The organism is Phycicoccus ginsengisoli (genome assembly GCF_054779295.1).
Window position 1 is genome coordinate 220,266 of the sequence record NZ_BAAGYN010000001.1, and the last position, 20,446, is coordinate 240,711.

A 20,446-nucleotide genomic window follows, 5' to 3' on the forward strand; every position below is an offset into this window, starting at 1 on the left:
TCAGGCCGCTTCGAGCACCCAGGCGACCTGGTCGCCGCGACGCTGGGCGTTGAGGGCCTGTGCCTCGCGCTCCCAAGCCCGGATCTGCGCTGCGGTGAAAGACGACTTGTCCGGGTGGAGGAAGTGCGAGTTGCCTGCCGCGAGGGGAATGCCGGCGCGCGCCTGCTCGCTGGCCCAGAACTGGAAGCTGGTCGAGTCGTCGACCTCGGCAACGACTCGGAGGCCCGCGTCCGTGCTCGCGATCTCCATCCCGGGGCGCGAGAAGACCGTGAGGTGGCGCGGGGGGTCGAGCTGCATCCATGAGTTGCCGTAACGGTCCCACGCCTCGCTGGACACAGTCGGCATGCGCACCAGCACGCGGCCGCCCTCACGGAGGCGGGTCCGGGCGGCCGCCAGGGTCGCACGGGGGTCGGGCACGTGCTCCAGGCTGTGGTGCAGCATGATGAGGTCGTAGGTCTCCTCGACCTCCTCGAGTCCGCGGCTCAGAACGCAGGCCCCGGTCCGGAACTCGCGGTCACCCTCGTTGAAGGGGTCAACGCCGTGCACCGTGCGGACCCCGACGAGACTCAGCGCGTACACGAGGGCGCCCGAGCCGCAGCCGACGTCGAGCACGGCTGAGGACCGGCCTCGCGGCAGACCAGCAAGGCGGACGGTCTCGAACAGAGCGATGGTCGTGTGGAGCTGGCGCACAGGGATGCGCCGGGCCAGAGGCGCGAGCCGGTCTCGTCCGAAGATGACGGACCGCCCCAGCGCCCTGACGGCCTGGGCCACTCCGGGACGTCCCATGACTGCTTCCGGGTCCATGTCGAAGGAGTAGTACTTCGTGGAGTAGTAGTCAGCCAGGTCCTGCGGTACCCGGGCGATGTACAGGGTCGCGCAGGCGTCGCACTGCACGTACTCGAACTCCTCGGCGAGCCCGAACATCATCTCCGGCACACAGACACTCGTGCTGCTCTCGGACGACAGGCACGCTGGACAGGGGCGAGGGGTGGGCATGGGTGACGAATCTAGCCCAGCGCCGGGAGTGCTGAGCGCGTCATCCTCGGATCAGGCGGTTCTTCGACCAGCGCCAGTACCGGGTCAGCGCCGCGTTGACCAGGGACATCCCTGGGGGTGCCTTGACCATCGGGGGGCTGATGGTGCCCTGCATGAGCTGCGCGATCAGCCGGTCCGGCACTCGGACGGTCGCCTGCACCCGCTGTCGACGGCGACGCAGGTAGGCGACATGGGTCGCGAGCCACCACCAGGAGCGCAGTTTCTGCGGCCCCCACCCCTGCAGGAGCGCGAGGAGGAGAAAGGCAGGCTCGGTCACGACCACCGCAGGGAGCACGAGTCGCAGGATCCCTGACGGGTAGTCGGTGAGGAGCGTGATGAGACGGTTCCGCTCGATGAGGTACATCTTCGACGGGTTGCGCGAGAACTCGTAGTGGTGTTCAGCGACGGCCAGGGGCAGGAACTCGACCCTGGAGCCCACGAGCCAGGCACGCAGGCTGAGGTCGGTGTCCTCGTGGTAGGCGAAGTACGTCTCGTCGAAGCCGCCCAGCTGGTCCCACAGACCTCGACGCAGGGCGAAGAGGCCCCCGGTCGCGACCGCAACCGGACCTCCCTGTCGGTGGTCGGCGACGGGGTCACCATGCGAGCCGGCCCACGTCACGCCGAGGAACGACAACGGATTGCCGACCGAGTTCACGGTGGTGGGCTCCTCGGCGAGCACCAGGCACCCACCCACGATGCCGGCACCGGGGTCGGAAGCGGCCTGGACCAGCGCATCGACGGCGCCCTGACGAACCACGGCGTCCGAGTTGACGAAGACGAGGACCTCTCCCGAAGCCTCCGCGGCACCGAGCTCACAGCCCCCGGCGAACCCGGTGTTCGACCCGGTGCCCACGACCCGGGTGACCGCAGGCAGTGTCCGGTCCAGGAGCGGGGGATTGGTCACGCCGTTGTCGACGAGCACGAGCTCGTCGGAGTCGTCGATCCCTTCGGCGATGGCCGCCAGGCAGGCCTCGAGCTCCGGTTCGTCGCCGAATCCGAGCACCACGACCGAGGCGCGCGTGGGCGTCATCGTTCCTCCATGGGTGGACTGCGTGTTGGTGGGGGCGCCGGACCTGGTCCTGTAAACTCCGGGCCACCGTGGGGTTCGACAGACCAGCCTAGTGAGGTCGGCACACGGGATAGGGCCGCTCCCCAGCGAGCCTTGAGCGAGAGGCGGTCATGGCGAACGAGGACGTCTGGGTCATCGTCCCCACCTACAACGAGGCGCGCGTCGTCAGAGGCGTGCTCGAGGAGCTCTTGGTCCACTTCCCGAACGTGGTCGCGGTGGACGATGGCAGCGTCGACGCCTCTGCTGCGGAGATCGTCGCCACGAGGGCACGGCTGGTCCGGCACCCGATCAACATGGGGGCCGGGGGGGCCCTGCAGACCGGGGTCGACTTCGCCCTCCTGGACCATGGGGCCCGGTACTTCCTGACGTTCGACGCAGACGGCCAGCACCGCGTCTCCGACGCCGTCGCCATGGTCGAGCACATCCGCACCCACGAGGTCGCCGTGCTGCTGGGATCGCGATTCCTCGGAACCGCCAACAACATGACCCGGGGCCGCCGTCTGCTCCTCCTGGCGGCACGGTGGTTCGAGCGCCTCACCACGGGCATCAACCTGACCGATGCCCACAACGGGCTCCGGGTCTTCAACCGTGAATTCGCTCAGGTCCTCAACATGAAGATGGCCGACATGGCGTGGGCCAGCGAGTTTCTCGCGCGGATCGCCGAGAGCAAGCTTCCGTATGCGGAGTTCCCGGTGACCGTCGACTACACCGATTACTCGCGGTCCAAGGGGCAGCGGTCCATCAACTCGGTCAACATCGGAGTTGACATCATGCTCAACAGGTTGTTGAGGGGGCACCGCTGATGCAGTCGATCAAGATCGTCCTGATCGTGTGCTTCCTCCTGGTCATCGTGGGCTTCTTCCGGAACCGACGACGGGTGGAGCTGCGCGCGGGGACCCGCATCCTTGCGCTGGCTCTCTTCGCCTTGGCCGTGGCGTCCGTGATGGACCCCGACATCACCATGATCGCCGCCCGCGCCCTCGGCGTGGGTCGAGGTACGGACCTCATCCTCTACGCCCTCGTGGTCGTCTTCACCCTGACGACGCTCGGCCTGTACTTCCGACTGCGAGAGGCCGACCAGCGGGTCCTGGACCTGGCCCGAATGATCGCCATCACCGAGGCGGTGCAAGCCGACGGGCTCCCGGACGGCCAGGCCCTGGGGCGACGGTCGACGCGTGGCATCCCGTCGGCGACGGTCGGGGCGTCGGACGCCGGGGTGGCAGCGTCCGAGGCCGAGGTGCCAGCGCCTCCCGACGAGGTCGCTGCGGACCGGCAAGCGGACCATCCCCACGCCCCTCCGGGAGGAGACGAGTGACCTCCAACGCCCAGTCCGTCCAGGCCGGCGCCGGGCACGAGACGACATCCGAACGAGAGCCGGCGAATCAGCCCGGTGATGCGCTACGGGGGACACCCTGGAGCCGCACCGAGTACGTCGTGGCCGTGCTGGTCGGCCTCGTCGTCTCGGCTTTGGGGATCGTCTACCGCACCGAGATCGTGCCGACCGACCCTTGGCACTACGTCCGCGCCGCAGCGTCGTTCCCCAGCGACACCTGGGCACCCCTCGGCTACACCCGTTACGGGATGATCCTCCCGATCGGTCCTCTCTACCTGCTCTTCCGCAACGCACAGATCACCTACTACTTCTGGCCGATCCTTGCCTCTGGCCTGTTGGCGGGGACCGTCTACCTTCTCGCGCAGCGGCACTGGGGAAGGGTGGCAGGCCTGCTCGCCGTCGTCCTGCTGGTCTCGAACCCGATCGTCTTCGTGAACCTCTCGCGTGGGTATCCCGACCTGATGTCCACCGCCCTGTTCTGTCTGGCTCTGGTCCTGAGCCTGCTGGCGCGTCAGCGGATGGTGGAGGGTGCGCGAGCCCCCATCACTGTCCTGTTGGCGGTGGGCTTCTTCCTCGGTTGGGGCTTCGAGACCCGCGAGACGTCGATGTTGACGTGGCCGATCATCGCGCTGGTGCTGTGGCGCCGCGAGCAGCTGTTGAGGACTGCGGCCCTGGTCATGATCCCGATCGCCGGCTGGGCGGCGATCGACATCCTCATCGGCGCTGTGGCGTACGGAGACCCGCTCCTGAAGCTCCACACCTTCACGCGACAGGACCTCGCCGCGACGACGAACCCAGCGGACATCGCAGCCCAGAAGCAGTTCGTCGGCCGGGCACGCTCGTACTACCTGACTGTGATTCCCGACACCATGCGCGGCATCACCGGGGGGCCGTGGATGCTGGGAGTCGGCGCGCTTGCCCTCGTCGGATTCGTGGTCCGCAACCGCGCGGTGCAACTGATGTCCGCGTGGTTCGTCCTCGCCTACCTCACCTTCGTCGGCATCGGCGGCTTCTTCGTGCCTTCGCACCCAGCCGGCCGCCTGGACGTGCAGCGGTACTGGATCGCCTTCTTCCCACCGGCCGCCATCGCGGCCGCGTCGGTGGTCGCGACGCTGGCCGCGCTGCTGACGGCGCGGGTCGGAGCTCCTCGGCTCCGGTTGCTGGGGGCTGCTGCACTCGCCCTGGTCGTCGCAGCCGGACCGGTCGTGACCATGTGGCGCAGCGCCGTCCAGGACCCGGTCTACGCGCCCAACGGGGCGACGGCACTGCAGGAGATGCGCACCTTCATGACGTCGTCCGGAGTCAAGAAGGGCAGGGTCTGGACCGACTGGGAGAGCGCGCGGATCATGCCCATCTACGAACGGGGACCTTGGGGCGGCGAGAAGAGGTGGACCGCGACGTTCAAGAGCCTCACCGGCAAGAACGCCAACCCCCGCAGTGGTGACTACGTGGCGATCTTCAGCCCGCGTGATGCGACCTGCTCGTTCTGTCGGCTCGCGCTTGCTCCGTGGCTGAAGAAGTACCCCACCCTCCCGGCGAGCTGGACGCCGGTCTTCACCGCCAGCTCCGACAACCTCACCGTCTACCGCGTCCAATGACCGACACGAGCCTCGCACTCGTGGTGGCAGTGCACGACGTCGAGCCCTGGCTCAGGGAGTGCTTGGCCTCGGTCGCCCGTGAGGCACCCGCCGGAACCCAGGTCGTGCTGGTCGATGATGGCTCCACCGACGGGTCGGGGCGGATCTGTGACGAGTTCGCTGCCGAGCGTCCGGACTGGACTGTGCTTCACCAGCGCAATGTCGGGCTCGGCGCGGCGCGCAACGCGGGGTTGGACATGACTCGAGCCACCTACGTGGGCTTCGTGGACGGTGACGACGAGTTGCTGCCCGCATACGCGGAGATGCTCGAGCTGGCCCTGGCCGAGGGCCTCGACCTCGTGACCGGCGCGGTCCTCAGGACGGACGGGACCCGGTCCTGGCCGTCGGGGCTGCACGCCCGGGCACTGGAGGGGCTTGGCAGGACGGCATCGCTTGCCGAGGACCGCGGCCTCGTCTACGACACCACGGCGTGGAACAAGGTCTACCGGCGCTCGTTCCTCGTCGACCACGGTCTGCGGTTTCCCGAGGGGGTGCTCTACGAGGACATCCCGCTGACGATTCCTGCCGCACACCTCGCAGGGCGCGTCGGGATCGTGCACGACCCCGTGTACTCGTGGCGTGCCCGCACCGTGGGCCTGTCCATCACCCAGCGTCGGTTCGAGCTCCAGAACCTCGTCGACCGTCGGAAGGCGGTCGCGTCCGTCGACGCCTTCCTGGAGGCCCGCGGGCTCACGGAGGTGCGTGCCGCCCACGACGACAAGGTCCTCAACATCGACCTGCCGCTCTACACGGCGGCCCTCCCGGAGGCCGACGAGGCCTACCGGCAGGAGTACCTCGCCTTCATCGATGCACTGGCACCGTCCCTTGACCCCCTCCGGCTCGCCTCTCTTCCTCCCACCCTGCGTCTGTATGTCGAGCTGGCCCGGCGAGGTCGCCTCGACGACCTGGTGCGAGCCGTCCGAGGTCGCCGGGGGCCGAGGCCGTGGGCGGTGGACGACCGCGGCCTGGTCCACAAGATCAGGGACGACTGGGCGGTCTACGGCTTGGAACGCGAGCTCCAGCTGGCGAGCCGGTCACAGGTCGCGCGTCGAGCCACGGTCCGGGTCGCCCGACTGGCGGCCCGAGAGGCCGGATTGCGGTCGTGGGTGGGCCGGATCCCGCGGCGAAGGGGACGCTGAGTGGTGGCGTATCCTCGGTCGGCGCGAAGGACATCCGGGTCGGCCGGTGGACCGCGCCACCGCGACGACGAAGGATCGATGTTGGGGAACAGGCTGAAGGCCATCGCCGCCAAACGCAACGTGCTCTGGACCCTTGTCATCCGCGACCTTCGGGTGCGCTATGCGCGCAGCATCCTCGGCTACCTGTGGACCATTCTCGACCCCTTGGCCATGGCCGCCGTCTACTTCGTGGTCTTCACCTACATCTTCAAAGCCCGGCGCATCGCCGAGCACCCCTACTTCCTCTACCTGCTCATCGGCCTCCTCGCCTGGCAATGGTTCAGCGCCTCCCTCACGGAGACCTCCCGCGCCCTGCTGCAGGAAGCAAAGCTGGTCCGGTCCACCAACCTCCCGCGTGAGCTGTGGGTCATCAAGGTGGTCGTGGCCAAGGGGATCGAGTTCGTCCTGTCCCTCCCGATCCTGGCGGGCTTCACGCTCTACTACGTGCTCGTCGGACAGGCGCACGTCAGCTGGGACATGGTGCTGTTCCCCCTGGGCCTCGTCCTTCAGTTCCTTCTGCTCATCGGGGTCGGTCTGCTCCTCGCGCCGGTTACCGCACTGGTCACCGACACCCAGAGGGTCGTGCGGATCTTTCTGCGGCTCTTCTTCTACTTGACTCCTGTCATCTACGGGCTGGCCTCGGCCCCCAGGTCGCTGCGTCAGCTCCTCACGCTCAACCCGATGACCGGGATCCTCGAGCTGTATCGCTCGGGCTTCTTCCCCGGCGAGACGAACTGGGCGGCGGTCGGTGTGGCGGCCGTCGTCGTCCTCGTCACGCTCGGTGCGGGGGCCGTGACGTTCGCACGCCTCGAGCGTGCGGTACTGAAGGAGATCTGAGATGCATCCGGTCATCACGGCCGACCGGCTCGGGATCGAGTTCTATCGTTCCCGTCGGCGAAAGATGCAACTGCGGGAGATGGTCTTCAAGGGACGCAGCAGCGCTCCTCGTCAGACCTTCTGGGCCCTCAAGGACGTCTCCTTCGCCATCGAGCCCGGGGAAGCAGTCGGCCTGGTGGGGGCCAACGGCGGCGGGAAGAGCACGCTCCTCAAGATGATCGCGGGCGTTCTGCTCCCGGACACAGGCTCCGTTCGCGTCGACGGTGGAGTCGCCCCCCTGATCGAGCTCACCGGTGGTTTCCTCGGCGAGCTGTCGGCCCGGGAGAACATCTACCTCACCGCGGGACTTCACGGGCTTTCCAGGGAGCAGGTCGCCGACCGCTTCGACGACATCGTCTCCTTCGCCGGACCCCAGGTACGCGACGCCCTGGACACCCCCTATCGGCACCTGTCGTCCGGCATGCAGGTCCGGCTGGGGTTCTCCGTCATCACCACGCTCGACGAGCCGATCGTCCTCGTCGACGAGGTGCTCGCCGTCGGTGACCGTGGGTTCCGGGAGAAGTGCTACCAGCGCATGGAGGCACTTCTCGCCAGCGGCCGGACCTTGTTCCTCGTGTCGCACTCCGAGGCAGACCTCCGGCGATTCAGCACGCGTGGGCTCTACCTCAAGTCGGGCTCTCTGGTCATGGACGGCCCCATGGACGACGTCCTGGAACGGTACAACGCCGACCTGGACACCGGCGCGTGACAGGGAATCCGGTCGGAGTCTCGAGTGCTCGCGAGATCCATGGGCTGAGTGCCGGCGGGCAGGTCGTCGTGATCGGGCGTCCCGGTTCCGCGGCAGCAGCGGTCCGCGCGCTGTGCAGCGTCGACACAGCCACGCAGGTCGATGAGACGGACCTCACGAGAGCCCTGATGGGGCTCGCGGAGGTCGCAGCGGAGTCCGTTGAGCACCCGCTCGTGGTCGTCGACGGGGGACTGGACCTTTCCGTGCCCGCCCTCCTCGACCTCCTGGACCGGCCTGGTGTCACGACAGCGGCCCTGACGGCAATCTCGTGGGAGGTGCAGTCGGGAGTCGAAGCCATGACCCCGGTGCGCACCTCCGCGGACGGATCCCTGCTCGAGTCCGTCGGCTCGAGCTTCCACGTGGTCTCCGCTCCGACCCACGTGCTACCCGGGGTGCTCCGCGTCGCAGGCGCGGACCGGGCCGCGGCCGCCGCCGCCTGGTCCAGAGCAGCCGCTGACGCACAGGAGCTTGCCACGGGTGACCCTGGTGCGATGGAGCACAACGGCGGCGCCTTCGCGTACGCGCTCGTCGCCCTGGTGCGGACAGGTGCCGCGGTCGGCGCCGTCCCCACGTCGAACTACACGTGGCACAACAGGCGTCGCGGTGCGACATGCGCCGGGTGGGGCGGGTCCGCCTGGGACGAGCGCCTGCGTGCCTCGTCCAGGGGGAACGACGGCTTCGTCTCGACCATGCTGGTGCGTCCCCTGTCCCGCCGCGTCACGAGGCTTGCCCTGGCGCGCGGCTGGAGGCCGGACGCCGTCACGGCCACCAGCCTGGGCATGGGCGTGGCGAGCGCGCTCCTCGTCCTGACCGGTTCGCGGTGGTGCTCGGTCATCGGCGCGGTGCTCCTCCTTGCAGCGCTGGTGGTGGATTGCGTCGACGGCGAGGTGGCTCGGTTCAGTCGCCGATTCAGTGCCTTCGGCGCGTGGCTCGACGCGTTGGGTGACCGGGTCAAGGAGTACTCGGTCATCGCTGCCCTCGGCGCGGTGATGGTCCGCAGCGGTCAGGACGGGTGGGTTCTTGCCGCAGCCACGATGGCCGTCATCACCCTCCGGCACCTGGAGGACAGCGCCTACTCCCGTCGCCAGGAGGCGGTGCGACGGCCCCGTGTCGACCGTGTGCCCTTCAGCATCCGTAGCGACCGGGGCGGCGCCGTCCGCACCGTTCTCCCCGCGCTGCCGACGCCGACCGCGGTGCGCACCGACTGGGCGAAGAAGGTCGTGCACCTTCCGATCGCCGAGCGGTACGTCCTGCTCGCCCTCGGCCTGGTCGCCCTCTCGCCCCGCGCGACCTTGTGGCTCCTCCTCGGGGCGACGGTGCTGTCGGTGGCCTGGACGAACGGCGGCCGCACGATGAAGGCGCTCCTGGGGCGTGACGCCTACCAGGAGCAGCAGGAGGCGGGCACCCATCACAAGGGCGGGCTCGAGCACGAGCTCGACCTCGGCCTGCTGGCGACGGTGCTGCCGCGAGGGTGGGCTCTGCCCTTCCCTGTGGGAGCAGTGTGCGCCGCCGTCGCGCTCACGGCAGCACTGGCCGGGATGCTTGCCGACCTCACCCCGGGGGTTCTGGCTGGTGGCGTGGCCATGGCAGTTCTCATCCCGCTGGCCTGTTCACCGCCTCTGCAGCACCGACTGGCGTGGCAGGCGCCCAGCGCCCTGTGGGCGGCCGAGGCCCTGTTGGCGACCCTCGTCATGGTCCACGACGTCCACGTCGGGGGTCGGGGCCCCTTGTTCGCCTACCTCGCGGCCGTTGCGTACCACCGGTACGACGTGGTCTACCGGTTGCGCGATCTGGGCGCTGGCCCCCCACAGTGGTTGGTCTGTGCAGGACTGGGGGTCGAGGTGCGCCTTCTGCTCATCCTGCTCGCCGGTGTGACGGCCGACTCGGTCGATCTCGGCTGGGCGGCGGCCCTCGCCGCCGCGTACCTGGGGCTGCTCTTCCTGGGGGAATCCGTGTCGACCTGGTATCGCCGGCTGCGGGTTCCGTCGCAGCCGACCACGGTGCGAGTCGAGACCGAAGGATGACCATGGCCCACGACCCCAACGACAACAGGCCGACGCTCGCCGATCTTCGCGCCGTGGTGCAGCCGCCCGAGCACATCGCCCGGTACAACGCCGAGCACTGGTCTGGCGCCCTGTACATGAGGCACCTGTCCCTGCGCGCGACTCTCCTGTTGCTGCGCACCGGAGCCAGCGCAAACACCGTCACCGTCCTGATGGTGCTGGTCGGGGTCCTCGGCGCCGCCCTGCTGCCGTTGCCGGGCCTGCTCGGGCCTGTCCTCGTCGTCCTGGCGATGCAGGCGCAGATCCTGCTCGACTGCAGCGACGGCGAGGTCGCACGGTGGCGGCACCGGTTCTCACCCGCCGGGATCTACCTCGACCGGATCGGGCACTACCTCACAGAGGCGGCACTGCCCATCTTCCTCGGGCTGCGCGCTGACAGCTGGAACTGGCGACACCCGGCCGACGTCGGTGGCTGGGCCCTCCTCGGCAGCCTGACCGCTGTGGTCGTCATCGTGAACAAGGCGTTCACCGACCTGGTCGTGGTGAGTCGTGCCAAGACTGGCCGGCCGCTCCTGAGCGACACGGAGGGGACGGCCCTGCCCAAGGCCGGCAGCCTGGCCGCGGCGCGAAGGGCCTTCAGGTACGTTCCGGTCTTCCGCGCCTTCGTCGCAGTCGAGTTCTCCCTGTCGTGCCTGGTGGCGGGTGCCGTCGACGTGGCGGTCGACGGGCTGAATGGCTCGCAACTGTTGTTGGCGATCCTGGCGCCCCTCGCTGTCATCACGGCCGGTGGCCACCTCGTCGGCGTGCTGACCAGCTCGCGCCTGGACTGACCGATGTCATCCTTCACGCTCTGGCAGTGGGCTCGGCTCCCTGGGCCGGTGGGTGGTGTCACGGCGGTGGTGACGGAGACGACCAGCGAGCTCCGGAGCCGTGGTGTTCGCGTACGCCAAGCCAACACGGCGAGCCTGGGGGGCATCGCCAGGGCGATTCCGTACGTGTGGGAGCGGCGAAGTGTCCACGTCCTGCACATCACCAGGCTCTGGCGCAGCACTGTCCTCGCGCCGCTCTTCGCGGTGCTTCCGGGAACTACCGTCCTCGTGCTCCACTCGGGGTCAGCTCGGGCCCAGCTCGCTGGCATGCCGGCGCTCCTGCGCCACGTGGTCCTCACCGGTCTGCGTGCCTACCAGGTCATCCTGCCCGTCAACGGCGACGTCGTGTCCGAGCTCCCTGCCGGTCTGCGTCGGAGGGCCACCGTGGTGGTCCCCAGACGGATCCAGGCTGTGGGCCGGCCAGGTCCTGGGACGCCAACGGTGCCACACCGGCTCGCGGTGGCGACGAACTCCGGACTTCCCCACTACCGGGCCGCCGTGGCGGTGCGGGCCGCGGAGCTGGTGAGGCGTTCCTGGCCCGACGCGGAACTGGTGATCCTGGCCTATGACCGTGAGACGCCCGCCCTGCAGGACCTCCGTCGTCAGGTGGCGGAGCTTCCCTGGGTCCGGGTGGAGATGAACCTGTCCGAGGCCGCCGTCCGCGAGGAGCTCGAGGCCGCCGAGGTGTTCCTGCGGCCAACGTCGTGGGACGGGGACGCGCTCATCGTCCGAGAAGCGCTGATGGCGGGTGCAAGGGTGGTGGCCAGTGACACCAGCCCACGGCCGGCCGGGGTGGAGCTGACGGCCCCCACGCCGGAGGCGTTCGCTGCCGCGGTGCTCGAGGGGGGAGCGCCGTCCGACGGCGCGGGACTCGGGGCCGTCTCGTTGCTCGATGTCCTGTGCGAGCTCGCGGCCGGGTTGCAGTAGGGACACGCTTCGGGCAAAACCGGCATCCACGGTGACGGCGTGCGGCTAGCCTGACCGGGTTCTCCGACCTCGGGGTGCGCCCCCACGTCCCCCGCCTCCCCAGGAGCTTCCATGCGTTCTCGTGTCCCAGTCGTGACGGCAGCGGTCTTGTCGGTGCTCGCCGGCCTCGGCTTGGCCGGTGCGCCCCAGGCGAGTGCTGCGGGTCCTTCGGTGGTCATCGTCGGCCACGGGTGGGGTCACGGACGCGGCATGGGGCAGTGGGGAGCATATGGGTACGCGGTGGACCACGGTTGGACCGCCGCGATGATCCTGGACCACTACTACGGAGGGACGTCCGCGGGGTCGCTCGGCGCCCCGTCGATCCGGGTGGCGCTGACCTCGCTCGACGGAGCGCTCAACTCCACCTCGCTGGCAGGACAGTGGATCACCAGCACCAAGGAGTTCACCGTCGGCGGGATCACCATCGAGGCCGGGTCCGCGGCGCGAGTGGTGCGCACCTCTTCCGGTGCCTGGCAGCTGTACGCCACCTACCAGGGGTGCTCCGCGCCCCGGAACATCGGTCCCTACGCGCTGACCGACACGGTGATCAAGCTGACGCCGAAGGCCGGGACCACGGCCGACGACACCCTGGTGACCTGCGGCAACGGGAAGGGGTACAGGGGAACCCTCGAGATGGTGCAGGACGGATCCACACGACGGCTGGTCAACGAGCTGCCACTCGAGGAGTACCTGCGTGGGGTCGTCCCGTCCGAGTCGCCGGCAGGGTGGGCCGACGCCCGGGAGGGGTGGGGCATCGAGGCCCTGAAGGCGCAGGCGGTTGCCGCCCGCAGCTACGCCTGGTCGGAGCGCCGCTGGTCGTATGCCAAGACCTGCGACACCACCACCTGTCAGGTCTACAACGGCGCCACCCGCAACGGCGTCCTCGTGGCGGACCCTCGCACCGACAAGGCGATCGGTGCCACGGCCGGCCAGGTCCGGGTGATGAAGTCGACCGGGGCCGTCGCACGGACCGAGTTCTCCGCCTCCACGGGGGGATACACCGCCGGAGGGACGTTCCCGGCCGTGCCGGACCTCGGCGACCGGTGGGCGCCAGAACACACGTGGACGGTGACGCTCGATGGGTCGGTGCTGGCGAGCAGGTACGCCCTCGGCACGTTCAAGTCGTTGAGGGTGACCCAGCAGAACGGCCTGGGAACCACCGGAGGCCGCGTGACCCAGGTGGTCATCGCCGGATCCACCGGCACGCGAACCCTCACCGGCACGGCGTTCCAGGCGGCCTTCGGCCTGAAGTCCGACTGGTTCTTCCCGGTGGTCCAACCGAGCCAGCAGGTCACGAGCCTTGCCTACGTGAAGAGCGCCTTCGGCCCTGAGGTGTATCGGCAGTTCGGGGCAGGTCAGTGGAAGGACCACGCGTGGGTCACCGCCACGGACTACGCAGCGGTGGGTCGGCCCCGGGTGAGCGCCATGCCCACCCGGAACGTGAAGTACGCCTGGTCGCCCACCCAGTACGCCGTCATCGACTGGCCCACGGAACCGTTGGGCCAGACCAGGATGCTCACGTGGGACCAGTGGAAGGCTGCCGGGTTCCCCACCCCGCAGGTGGTCGGACTGGTCTACGGCACGCTCTTCTATCGAACGGCTTCCGATCCTGCGATCTACGCGGAGGCTCCGGACGGGACCTTGCACCACATGAGCCAGGCGGAGATGCGGGCAGCGGGCTGGCCGGCGTACGTCACGCGGTAACGGGGCGGACAGCCGGCCGGCCCCGCTCGTGCTGCACGAGCGGGGCCGGCCGGCTCCTCCCCTTCTCGACGGCCGGGTGTTCCACCCGGCCGTCGCCGTCAGCCGAGGTTCACCGTCGTGACCCCCGTGGTGCGGTTCCAGCTGATGGACCCGCGCTCGAAGGTCTGCACGACCCCGGTCGAGTTGGCGGCTTCGCCCGCGATGGGGAACCCGAGCGGGGACGCGGGGCCGCCGTAGGTGATGTACCGCGACCCGATCGCGCCGATGACCGGCCACGTGCCGGTTGCGGGATTGGTGTAGATCCGACCACGCTGGAACTGCTGGAACGCCCCGGTGAGGACGGTGGATCGGTCGGCCTGCGGGTAGCCGAAGTAGGCGGTCGGGCCGCCGTTGGCCCAGTACGCAGTGTCGACGTCGCCCAGCGTGGCGTGCGCGCCGTGGGTGCTGGTCCACAGCACGCTGCCCCCTTGGAACCGTTGGGCAGCACCGGCGGAGTTCGGGTTGTACTCCTCGCCCGTCGGGAACTGCAGGGTGCCGGCCGAACCGCCCACGGCCACCCAGTAGTTGCGCACACCACCCCGTATGCCGTGCGTGCCCGTCGCGCTGCTCCAGAGCATCGACCGGCTCTGGAGGTCGACGCGCGCTCCGCCGGCGATACCGTACTCGTCGCCGAGGGGGTAGCCCCATGCGGCGTAGCCGGCGTTGTTCCAGTAGAACGAGTTGAAGCCGGCGCCCATGCGGAACGCGCCCCTCGGGGTCGCGTACAGCGCCTGCCCGCCCTGGAAGGGTGTCTGGGAGCCGTACGGCAACACTCGCTCACCGCGGCTCGGCGAGCCGAGCGACCCGCTGGCACCGCCCATGGCGACCCAGCGGCGGTAGACGGCTGAGCCGGTGTACGACTGTCGCGCGGCCACGCCGTTGCGGATGGCTCCGAGCTGTCCGTAGAGCCAGGCGCCGGGACACGACGTGGGCCACAGGTCCCGGTGCCCCGAGATGGTGTTCTTCGTGACCTTCTGCCCGGCGGGGTAGAGCGACCCGCCGCCGGCGCTGGTGAGGACCGACGTCCCCTTCGCCGGGATGTAGAACCCGTCAGCCCGCCAGGCCAAGACACCTTGCAGTGCGCTCATGCCCGCGCTGGGGAGGGAGGTGCTGGTGTAGTCCCCCAGGACCGAGACGCCGAAGGTGTTCGTGTTGAACCCTCCGGTGTGGGCCCCGATCACGGGGCTGTCCACACCGCCGGCCCTGCCCTCGAACACCTGACCGTACTTGTCGACCAGCATGTTGTAGCCGATGTCGCACCAGCCGAGGCTCTTGGCGTGGTAGGCGTAGATGCCACGGACCAGTGCAGCGGACTGGGATGCCGTGTAGGAGTTGGTGCCGGCGGTGTGGTGGACGACCATCGCGAGCGTTGTCGGGCTGTACGAGGGGGAGCAGGTGCGCAACGACTCGTCGGCTCCCCACCAGCTGCGCCAGATGATCCGGGGCTGCGGTGCGCTCGCCTGGGCGCTGCCAGGTGGTGCGGTCGCAGGCGCGTCCGCAGGACTCGTGCCGGGGTCCACCAGCTCGAGTCGGGCACGCTCGGCCACCGGTCGGTCCGCTGCACGGTAGCGGACCTGGACCGTCGTCGTCCCCGGCCCGAGCCAGAGCGGGTCGGTGCCGACGCGCTCCACTCGGCCCGCCTTGGCGGCCACGGGGTCTGTGTCTTCGGAGACCTCGAGCGGAGTCCATGCCGTCCACCGTGAGCCTTGTCGTGCCCGGACGCTGAGGGTGGTGCCGGGGGCCGGGGCGTCGTTCTTGTCCCAAGTCAGAGCAACCATGTCCGCAGAGGTGCTGACCGCCGTGATGGTGTCGGGGAGAGACCGGGACGTGGCCGAGGGCCGAGTCAGGCCGCCGGCCCCGTCAGCGGCGGTGGCAGATCGCTCGCTCGCCCCGGACAGCGACTGGTGGCGGACGCTGGGAGCCACCGGGTGGGGGACAGCGCGGGAGTGGCCTCCCATCACCGGCGCGATGGTGACGCCGGTGGTCAGGACCAAGGACGTCACCGCCAGGCGGGGGCCGGTTCGGGTGACGAAGCGACGGAGGGTGGCGCTCGGGGTGTGCGCGGGGGAAGCCATGGGTGGTCTCATCCGTGTCGGTTGCATTTGTCCGCATCCGATGGTGCCCGTTCGGGTCGTGCTGCCGCGACCCCCACACCCATCGTTACCCGATCTTGACGGTGCGCGACCTCACGACGACTGGGGCCATGCCGTCACCCGAGGTCGACGGTGAACGACGGCTCGGTGCGCTCGCGGACGTCCTCCTCGGTGACGCCGTCGGCGAGCTCGCGCAGCACCAGGCCGTGGTCGGTGACGTCGAGGACGCACAGGTCGGTGATGATCCGCTGGACCACGCCGCGGCCCGTGTAGGGCAGCGAGCACTCGTTCACGATCTTGTACGAGCCGTCCTTGGCGTTGTGCTCCATCAGGACGATGACCTTCTTGGCGCCGTGGACGAGGTCCATCGCCCCGCCCATGCCCTTGACCATCTTGCCGGGGATCATCCAGTTGGCGATGTCGCCCTTGGCGGAGACCTGCATCGCGCCGAGGATAGCGGCGTCGACCTTGCCGCCGCGGATCATCCCGAACGAGGTGGCGGAGTCGAAGAACGAGGACCCACGGCGCAGGGTCACGGTCTCCTTGCCGGCGTTGATCAGGTCGGGGTCCTCCTGCCCCTCCAGGGGGTAGGCCCCGACGCCGAGGATGCCGTTCTCGGACTGCAGCACGATCTCGACGTCGTCGGGGACGTAGTTGGGAACCAGGGTCGGCAGGCCGATGCCGAGGTTCACGTACGAGCCGTCGGACAGCTCGCCGGCGGCCCGGGCCGCCATCTGCTCACGGGTCAGTGCCATCTCAGGCCTCCTGCGCGGTCGGGGTGGCGGCGTCGGGGCGGGGTCGGACGGTGCGGCGCTCGATCCGCTTGTCGGCAGCCTGCTCCGCCGTCAGCGGCAGCACCCGGTGCACGTAGATGCCGGGCAGGTGGATCGTGTCGGGATCGAGCTCACCCGGCTCGACCAGCTCCTCCACCTCGGCGATCGTGACCCGTCCCGCCATGGCGGCGAGGGGGTTGAAGTTGCGGGCCGACTTGTTGAAGACGAGGTTGCCGTGCCGGTCACCCCTCCACGCCCGCACCAGCCCGAAGTCGGCCACGATCGCGTGCTCGAGGACGAACTCCTTGTCCTGCCCGTCGACGGTGAAGACCTTGGTCTCCTTGCGCGGTGACTGCTTCACCACGGTGCCGTCGGCGTCGTACCTCCACGGCAGGCCGCCCTCGGCGACCTGGGTGCCGGCGCCGGTCACCGTGTAGAACGCCGGGATCCCCGACCCGCCGGCCCGCAACCGCTCCGCCAGCGTGCCCTGCGGGGTCAGCTCGACCTCGAGCTCGCCGTGCAGGTACTGCCGCTCGAACTCCTTGTTCTCCCCGACGTAGGAGGACACCATCCGGGAGATCCGCTTGTCCTTCAACAGGATCCCCAGCCCCCAGTCGTCGACGCCGCAGTTGTTGCTGATCGCCTCCAGGCCGCTCACCCCCGCGTCGTGGATCGCCGCGATGAGCACGCTCGGGATGCCACACAACCCGAAACCGCCCACCGACAGGGAGGAGCCGTCGACGATCCCGTCGATGGCCTCGGCAGCAGAGGAGACGACTTTGTCCATGTGGGGACTCTAGTGGGCAGGTCCGCACCGACCTGCGTGGTCCCTCCCCACCCTCCGACCGGGGCGGCGTGGTCGGAGCACACGGCGGACCCGTCCGTGGCGGCGTGCTCCACGGTCGCGCCGCTGTCGGTGGGGCCGGGACAGCGGCGAGATCCCTTCGCCCTCGTCCGAACGGTTGAGGGCGGGGGGAATTCCACGTCTGTAGTTATGCGCACGGGCTTGTGACGCCTGTGAACTGCTGGGACAAATGTCTCGCCGGTCGCCTCCACGGACCGGGTCCTTCGTCAGCCCGCCGCGGCCCTGCGGCTCGAATCCTCGGAGCGTCAGCAGTGCGAGCGTCCTACGCGGTCCGCGCCATCGGCGTGGTCACCCTTCCCGCCATCGCCCTCCCGCTCGCCGCGGCCTCCGCGTCGGCTGCCGGCGCGAGGATCCCGGCGCCCCCGTCCAAGTCCCTCCCGAGCGGCCTCGACCTCGCCGAGCCCTACGTCGGCCAGAGCACCTGCGACCCCGTCGCCAAGCCGTACGTCATCGCGTTCGGCGAGCTGCTCAAGAGCCACTACGCCCCGGTGACCCGCACGACGTACGGGATCGGCCGCAACTGCAACAGCGGCGTGACCGAGCACTCCGAGGGCCGCGCGCTCGACTGGATGGTCAGCGTCAACGACCCCGTGCAGAAGGCGGTCGCGGACTCGGTGACGCAGTGGTTGTCGGCGCCGGACGCCCAGGGCCGTCCCGGTGCGATGGCCCGCCGCTTCGGGATCATGTACATCATCTGGAACCACAAGATGTGGCGCGCCTACGCGCCCGAGCGCGGCTGGGCTCCCTACACCGGATCCGTCCCGCACACCGACCACATCCACTTCTCGTTCTCGTGGGACGGGGCCTACGGCAGGACGTCCTGGTGGACCGGGAAGCCCCTGGCCGTCGTCGGGGGCCGCCCGGGTACGCCCTTGCCGACCACGCCCCCGGCGCCCCCGTCGGCCACCTACACGGTCCTCGTCCAGGGAGCCTCGGGAAGCGATGTCGTCCTGGTGCAGAAGGTGCTCGGGGTGGCCGCCGACGGGGCGTTCGGCCCCAGGACGCTCGCAGCCCTGCTCGCGTGGCAGAAGGCGCAGAAGCTGCCCCCCACGGGCCAGCTCGACGCGGCCACGTGGGCTCGGATGATCGCCCTCAGGCTCGTCCCAGCGCGGCCGCTCGCATCAGCTCCGCCCCAGGCGCCGAGCCCGGCTCCGACGCCGGTCCCTGCTCCGGTCGTCCCCAAGCCTCCGACGACCCCCGCCACGGCCGTGACGAGTGCGCTCGCGGCCTACACGGGCACCACGCTGCGGCGGGGCTCCTCGGGCGCGGCGGTCGCCGCCCTGCAGAGGGCGCTCGCAGTCCCCGCTGACGGCGCCTTCGGGCCGCAGACGGAGGGCGCGGTCAAGGCGTTCCAGGCCAGGCGCAACCTCCCCGCCAACGGCGTCTGCGGCCCGGCAACGTGGGCGGCGCTCGTCGGGCAGGGCCGGTCGAGCGGCTCGGGCCCCACGGCTCCCCCCGTCACCACCTCGGCCACGGTGCCCAACTCGGGCACGGGCTCCGCAGGTGCTGCGGGCACAGTGTCCCGGGACGCGACCCGTACGGCCACCGAGTACACCGCCCTGATCACGACGGTGTTGCGGTCGGGGTCGAGGGGTGCAGCGGTCAAGAGCCTCCAGCGCGCCCTCGGCGGGGTCGCGGTGGACGGCGCCTACGGTCCACGCACCGTGGCAGCGGTCCAGGCGTTCCAACGTGGGCAGCGGCTGCCGGTGACCGGTGTGACCGACGCCAAGGTCTGGCGTGCGCTCGAGCGACGCGACCACCCCCTGACCGCCTACTACGACACGGTGCTGCGCGCCGGCTCCCGCGGCACCGCGGTGACCGTCCTGCAGAGGGCGCTGCGGGTGACGCCCGACGGCGCTTTCGGACCGCAGACCGCCGCGGCGGTCAAGGCACTGCAGGGTCGTGCCAGGCTCGCGCGGACCGGCACCGTGGCCACCCTGACCTGGAAGGCCCTCGAGGGCGAGCTCCGCCGGCGCTGACCCCAGCGCGCGGGGAGACCCCGATCCGTCAGGCGTCGGACTCGTCAAGGGTGACGCCCTCGGTGGCGAGCCGGTCGGCGCGTCCCCCCGCTGGTGCCGAGCCTCTCGACAGCACGACCGACCCGTCGACCGCCCAGGCCGCCAGCGCGAGCTCGAGCAGCCGGCCCAGGTCGCCGCCCGCGACGTGCACGCGGGTCCCTGTCGGCCAGTCAGGGCGCGGGACGACGTCCTCGTAGGCCGTCGTGCGGCCGGGCGCGACCGCCGCCGGGCCACCGGGCGCGGGCTCGTCGAGCGCGAGGAACTGGTCGCCGTACGTCGAGAGCTCCCTGGCCTCGTCCATGGCGTCGGCCGGCAGCGGGGCAGCCGCCGTTCGGGCGAGCGCCGCGAGGGTGACGACGACGACCGGGCAGCTCGCCGCACCGGCCGCTTCCGGGTCGTCGGTGACGAGGAGGTCGGCCGGCTCGTCGTCGAGCACGACCGTGGCGCCGACGGACCAGGCGGCCAGGGCCCAGTAGAGCGAGCGCCAGTGCGGCGGCAGGGCGATCCGCACGGTCGAGCCGACGCCGAGGTCCCACTCCTCCTGGAGCGCGTTCGCCGCCTTGTTGACCCAGTTGGCGAGGACCTTGGCGCTGAGCTCGATGCGCTCGCCCTGCGAATGGCCGGGTGTGTCCTCGTAGAACGTGACCCGGGGGCGCCCGGGGTCGCTCGCCAGCATCCTCGCGAGCAGGTCGGCCGGCGGGGTCGACATCAGGCGTTGTTGGCGATGTGCTCGATGACCTCGGTCGTCGACACCGACGGCGTCCGCGGGAAGTACACGACCTCGCACAGGTCGGAGACGAAGTCGAAACGCCCCTTCCAGTCGTCCCCCATGGCGAGCACGTCGGCCCGGTGTTGAGCGATGTAGTCCCGTTTGAGCTCGAGGCTCTCCTCGATGAAGACCTCGTCGACCATGCGCAGGTTGCTCACGATCTCGACGCGCTCCTCCTGGGAGAACACCGGCGCCCGTCCCTTCTTGCGCAGGTTGAGCTCGTCCGCGGAGACGCCGACGACGAGCCGGTCGCCGAGCGAGGCTGCGCGCTGGAGGATCCGGATGTGCCCGACGTGGAGCACGTCGAAGGTGCCGAAGGTGATGACGGTGCGCCCCTCAGCACTCAGGTCGGGGGAGGACTCGTAGGGGTGCTGGTCGTCGGCCATGGCGCGAGGCTACCGCCCGGCGGCACGGTCGCCCGTCAGGCGGCTACCCGTAGACGTGGGCCGGCGCTGCCGGCCCGGTCGGGCG

18 protein-coding genes are annotated in these 20,446 nt (G+C 70.0%); 11 read left to right on the forward strand and 7 right to left on the reverse strand.

Going from position 1 to position 20,446, the window contains the following annotated elements:
- Both ACYVDO_RS01000 and ACYVDO_RS01005 read right to left on the reverse strand, forming a co-directional pair.
- Positions 1 to 927, reverse strand: coding sequence for a class I SAM-dependent methyltransferase (locus ACYVDO_RS01000; RefSeq protein ID WP_460932664.1), 927 nt, complete (start codon positions 925 to 927; stop codon positions 1 to 3).
- 109 nt (positions 928 to 1,036) lie between these two features.
- Positions 1,037 to 2,065: a glycosyltransferase family 2 protein gene (locus ACYVDO_RS01005; protein WP_460932127.1), complete on the reverse strand. Its 1,029-nt coding sequence runs from the start codon at positions 2,063 to 2,065 to the stop codon at positions 1,037 to 1,039.
- 149 nt (positions 2,066 to 2,214) lie between these two features.
- On the opposite strand from ACYVDO_RS01005, the gene ACYVDO_RS01010 reads away from it, so the two are divergent.
- The 10 genes from ACYVDO_RS01010 (at position 2,215) to ACYVDO_RS01055 (ending at position 13,418) form a co-directional block, all read left to right on the forward strand.
- The gene (locus tag ACYVDO_RS01010; RefSeq protein WP_460932129.1) at positions 2,215 to 2,907 is read left to right on the forward strand and encodes a glycosyltransferase family 2 protein; all 693 of its coding nucleotides are present in this window, start codon (positions 2,215 to 2,217) and stop codon (positions 2,905 to 2,907) included.
- Complete coding sequence (locus ACYVDO_RS01015) at positions 2,907 to 3,419, forward strand: DUF2304 family protein (RefSeq protein WP_460932131.1); 513 nt, start codon at positions 2,907 to 2,909, stop codon at positions 3,417 to 3,419. The genes ACYVDO_RS01010 and ACYVDO_RS01015 overlap by 1 nt, the downstream gene beginning before the upstream one ends.
- Positions 3,420 to 3,538: 119 nt before the next feature.
- Positions 3,539 to 5,035 (forward strand): ArnT family glycosyltransferase, encoded by a 1,497-nt coding sequence (locus tag ACYVDO_RS01020; protein ID WP_460932133.1) that lies wholly within the window; start codon positions 3,539 to 3,541, stop codon positions 5,033 to 5,035.
- The gene (locus ACYVDO_RS01025) at positions 5,032 to 6,213 is read left to right on the forward strand and encodes a glycosyltransferase (protein ID WP_460932135.1); all 1,182 of its coding nucleotides are present in this window, start codon (positions 5,032 to 5,034) and stop codon (positions 6,211 to 6,213) included. The genes ACYVDO_RS01020 and ACYVDO_RS01025 overlap by 4 nt, the downstream gene beginning before the upstream one ends.
- A 78-nt stretch (positions 6,214 to 6,291) precedes the next feature.
- Complete coding sequence (locus ACYVDO_RS01030; protein WP_460932137.1) at positions 6,292 to 7,089, forward strand: ABC transporter permease; 798 nt, start codon at positions 6,292 to 6,294, stop codon at positions 7,087 to 7,089.
- Between the two features lies 1 nt (position 7,090).
- Positions 7,091 to 7,837: an ABC transporter ATP-binding protein gene (locus tag ACYVDO_RS01035; protein ID WP_460932139.1), complete on the forward strand. Its 747-nt coding sequence runs from the start codon at positions 7,091 to 7,093 to the stop codon at positions 7,835 to 7,837.
- Positions 7,838 to 8,004: 167 nt separating this feature from the next.
- Positions 8,005 to 9,900, forward strand: coding sequence for a DUF5941 domain-containing protein (locus tag ACYVDO_RS01040; RefSeq protein WP_460932141.1), 1,896 nt, complete (start codon positions 8,005 to 8,007; stop codon positions 9,898 to 9,900).
- Between the two features lie 2 nt (positions 9,901 to 9,902).
- Complete coding sequence (locus ACYVDO_RS01045; protein ID WP_460932142.1) at positions 9,903 to 10,709, forward strand: CDP-alcohol phosphatidyltransferase family protein; 807 nt, start codon at positions 9,903 to 9,905, stop codon at positions 10,707 to 10,709.
- A gap of 48 nt (positions 10,710 to 10,757) precedes the next feature.
- Entirely contained in the window at positions 10,758 to 11,675 is a 918-nt protein-coding gene (locus ACYVDO_RS01050; RefSeq protein WP_460932144.1) for a glycosyltransferase, read from the forward strand.
- Positions 11,676 to 11,954: 279 nt separating this feature from the next.
- Positions 11,955 to 13,418 (forward strand): SpoIID/LytB domain-containing protein, encoded by a 1,464-nt coding sequence (locus ACYVDO_RS01055; RefSeq protein WP_460932146.1) that lies wholly within the window; start codon positions 11,955 to 11,957, stop codon positions 13,416 to 13,418.
- A 98-nt stretch (positions 13,419 to 13,516) separates the two neighbouring features.
- Here ACYVDO_RS01055 and ACYVDO_RS01060 read toward each other — a convergent pair whose 3' ends face one another.
- From ACYVDO_RS01060 to ACYVDO_RS01070, 3 genes are all read right to left on the reverse strand, one after another.
- Positions 13,517 to 15,109 carry an N-acetylmuramoyl-L-alanine amidase gene (locus ACYVDO_RS01060; RefSeq protein WP_460932148.1) on the reverse strand — a complete coding sequence of 531 codons (1,593 nt, stop codon included), beginning with the start codon at positions 15,107 to 15,109 and terminating at the stop codon, positions 13,517 to 13,519.
- 557 nt (positions 15,110 to 15,666) lie between these two features.
- A complete protein-coding gene (locus ACYVDO_RS01065) occupies positions 15,667 to 16,305 on the reverse strand; it encodes a CoA transferase subunit B (protein ID WP_460932150.1) in 639 nt (212 codons plus the stop codon).
- 1 nt (position 16,306) lies between these two features.
- The gene (locus tag ACYVDO_RS01070) at positions 16,307 to 17,110 is read right to left on the reverse strand and encodes a CoA transferase subunit A (RefSeq protein ID WP_460932152.1); all 804 of its coding nucleotides are present in this window, start codon (positions 17,108 to 17,110) and stop codon (positions 16,307 to 16,309) included.
- 329 nt (positions 17,111 to 17,439) lie between these two features.
- Between ACYVDO_RS01070 and ACYVDO_RS01075 the strand changes: the two genes are divergently transcribed.
- The gene (locus ACYVDO_RS01075) at positions 17,440 to 19,167 is read left to right on the forward strand and encodes a peptidoglycan-binding domain-containing protein (protein ID WP_460932154.1); all 1,728 of its coding nucleotides are present in this window, start codon (positions 17,440 to 17,442) and stop codon (positions 19,165 to 19,167) included.
- Positions 19,168 to 19,195: 28 nt separating this feature from the next.
- Here the strand turns inward: ACYVDO_RS01075 and ACYVDO_RS01080 are convergent, their stop codons facing one another.
- Together ACYVDO_RS01080 and ACYVDO_RS01085 are read right to left on the reverse strand one after the other, a co-directional pair.
- Entirely contained in the window at positions 19,196 to 19,915 is a 720-nt protein-coding gene (locus ACYVDO_RS01080; protein WP_460932156.1) for a TIGR03089 family protein, read from the reverse strand.
- Complete coding sequence (locus ACYVDO_RS01085) at positions 19,915 to 20,361, reverse strand: adenylyltransferase/cytidyltransferase family protein (protein ID WP_460932158.1); 447 nt, start codon at positions 20,359 to 20,361, stop codon at positions 19,915 to 19,917. The genes ACYVDO_RS01080 and ACYVDO_RS01085 overlap by 1 nt, the downstream gene beginning before the upstream one ends.
- Positions 20,362 to 20,446: the final 85 nt, after the last annotated feature.

Excerpts from the sequence above, each read along its gene's own strand:
- ACYVDO_RS01000 (WP_460932664.1), bottom strand. The coding sequence starts at position 927 with ATGATGTTCGGGCTCGCCGAGGAGTTCGAGTACGTGCAGTGCGACGCC.
- ACYVDO_RS01005 (WP_460932127.1), bottom strand. The coding sequence starts at position 2,065 with ATGACGCCCACGCGCGCCTCGGTCGTGGTGCTCGGATTCGGCGACGAA.
- ACYVDO_RS01010 (WP_460932129.1), top strand. The coding sequence starts at position 2,215 with ATGGCGAACGAGGACGTCTGGGTCATCGTCCCCACCTACAACGAGGCG.
- ACYVDO_RS01015 (WP_460932131.1), top strand. The coding sequence starts at position 2,907 with ATGCAGTCGATCAAGATCGTCCTGATCGTGTGCTTCCTCCTGGTCATC.
- ACYVDO_RS01025 (WP_460932135.1), top strand. The coding sequence starts at position 5,032 with ATGACCGACACGAGCCTCGCACTCGTGGTGGCAGTGCACGACGTCGAG.
- ACYVDO_RS01030 (WP_460932137.1), top strand. The coding sequence starts at position 6,292 with ATGTTGGGGAACAGGCTGAAGGCCATCGCCGCCAAACGCAACGTGCTC.
- ACYVDO_RS01035 (WP_460932139.1), top strand. The coding sequence starts at position 7,091 with ATGCATCCGGTCATCACGGCCGACCGGCTCGGGATCGAGTTCTATCGT.
- ACYVDO_RS01040 (WP_460932141.1), top strand. The coding sequence starts at position 8,005 with ATGGGGCTCGCGGAGGTCGCAGCGGAGTCCGTTGAGCACCCGCTCGTG.
- ACYVDO_RS01045 (WP_460932142.1), top strand. The coding sequence starts at position 9,903 with ATGGCCCACGACCCCAACGACAACAGGCCGACGCTCGCCGATCTTCGC.
- ACYVDO_RS01065 (WP_460932150.1), bottom strand. The coding sequence starts at position 16,305 with ATGGCACTGACCCGTGAGCAGATGGCGGCCCGGGCCGCCGGCGAGCTG.
- ACYVDO_RS01070 (WP_460932152.1), bottom strand. The coding sequence starts at position 17,110 with ATGGACAAAGTCGTCTCCTCTGCTGCCGAGGCCATCGACGGGATCGTC.
- ACYVDO_RS01080 (WP_460932156.1), bottom strand. The coding sequence starts at position 19,915 with ATGTCGACCCCGCCGGCCGACCTGCTCGCGAGGATGCTGGCGAGCGAC.
- ACYVDO_RS01085 (WP_460932158.1), bottom strand. The coding sequence starts at position 20,361 with ATGGCCGACGACCAGCACCCCTACGAGTCCTCCCCCGACCTGAGTGCT.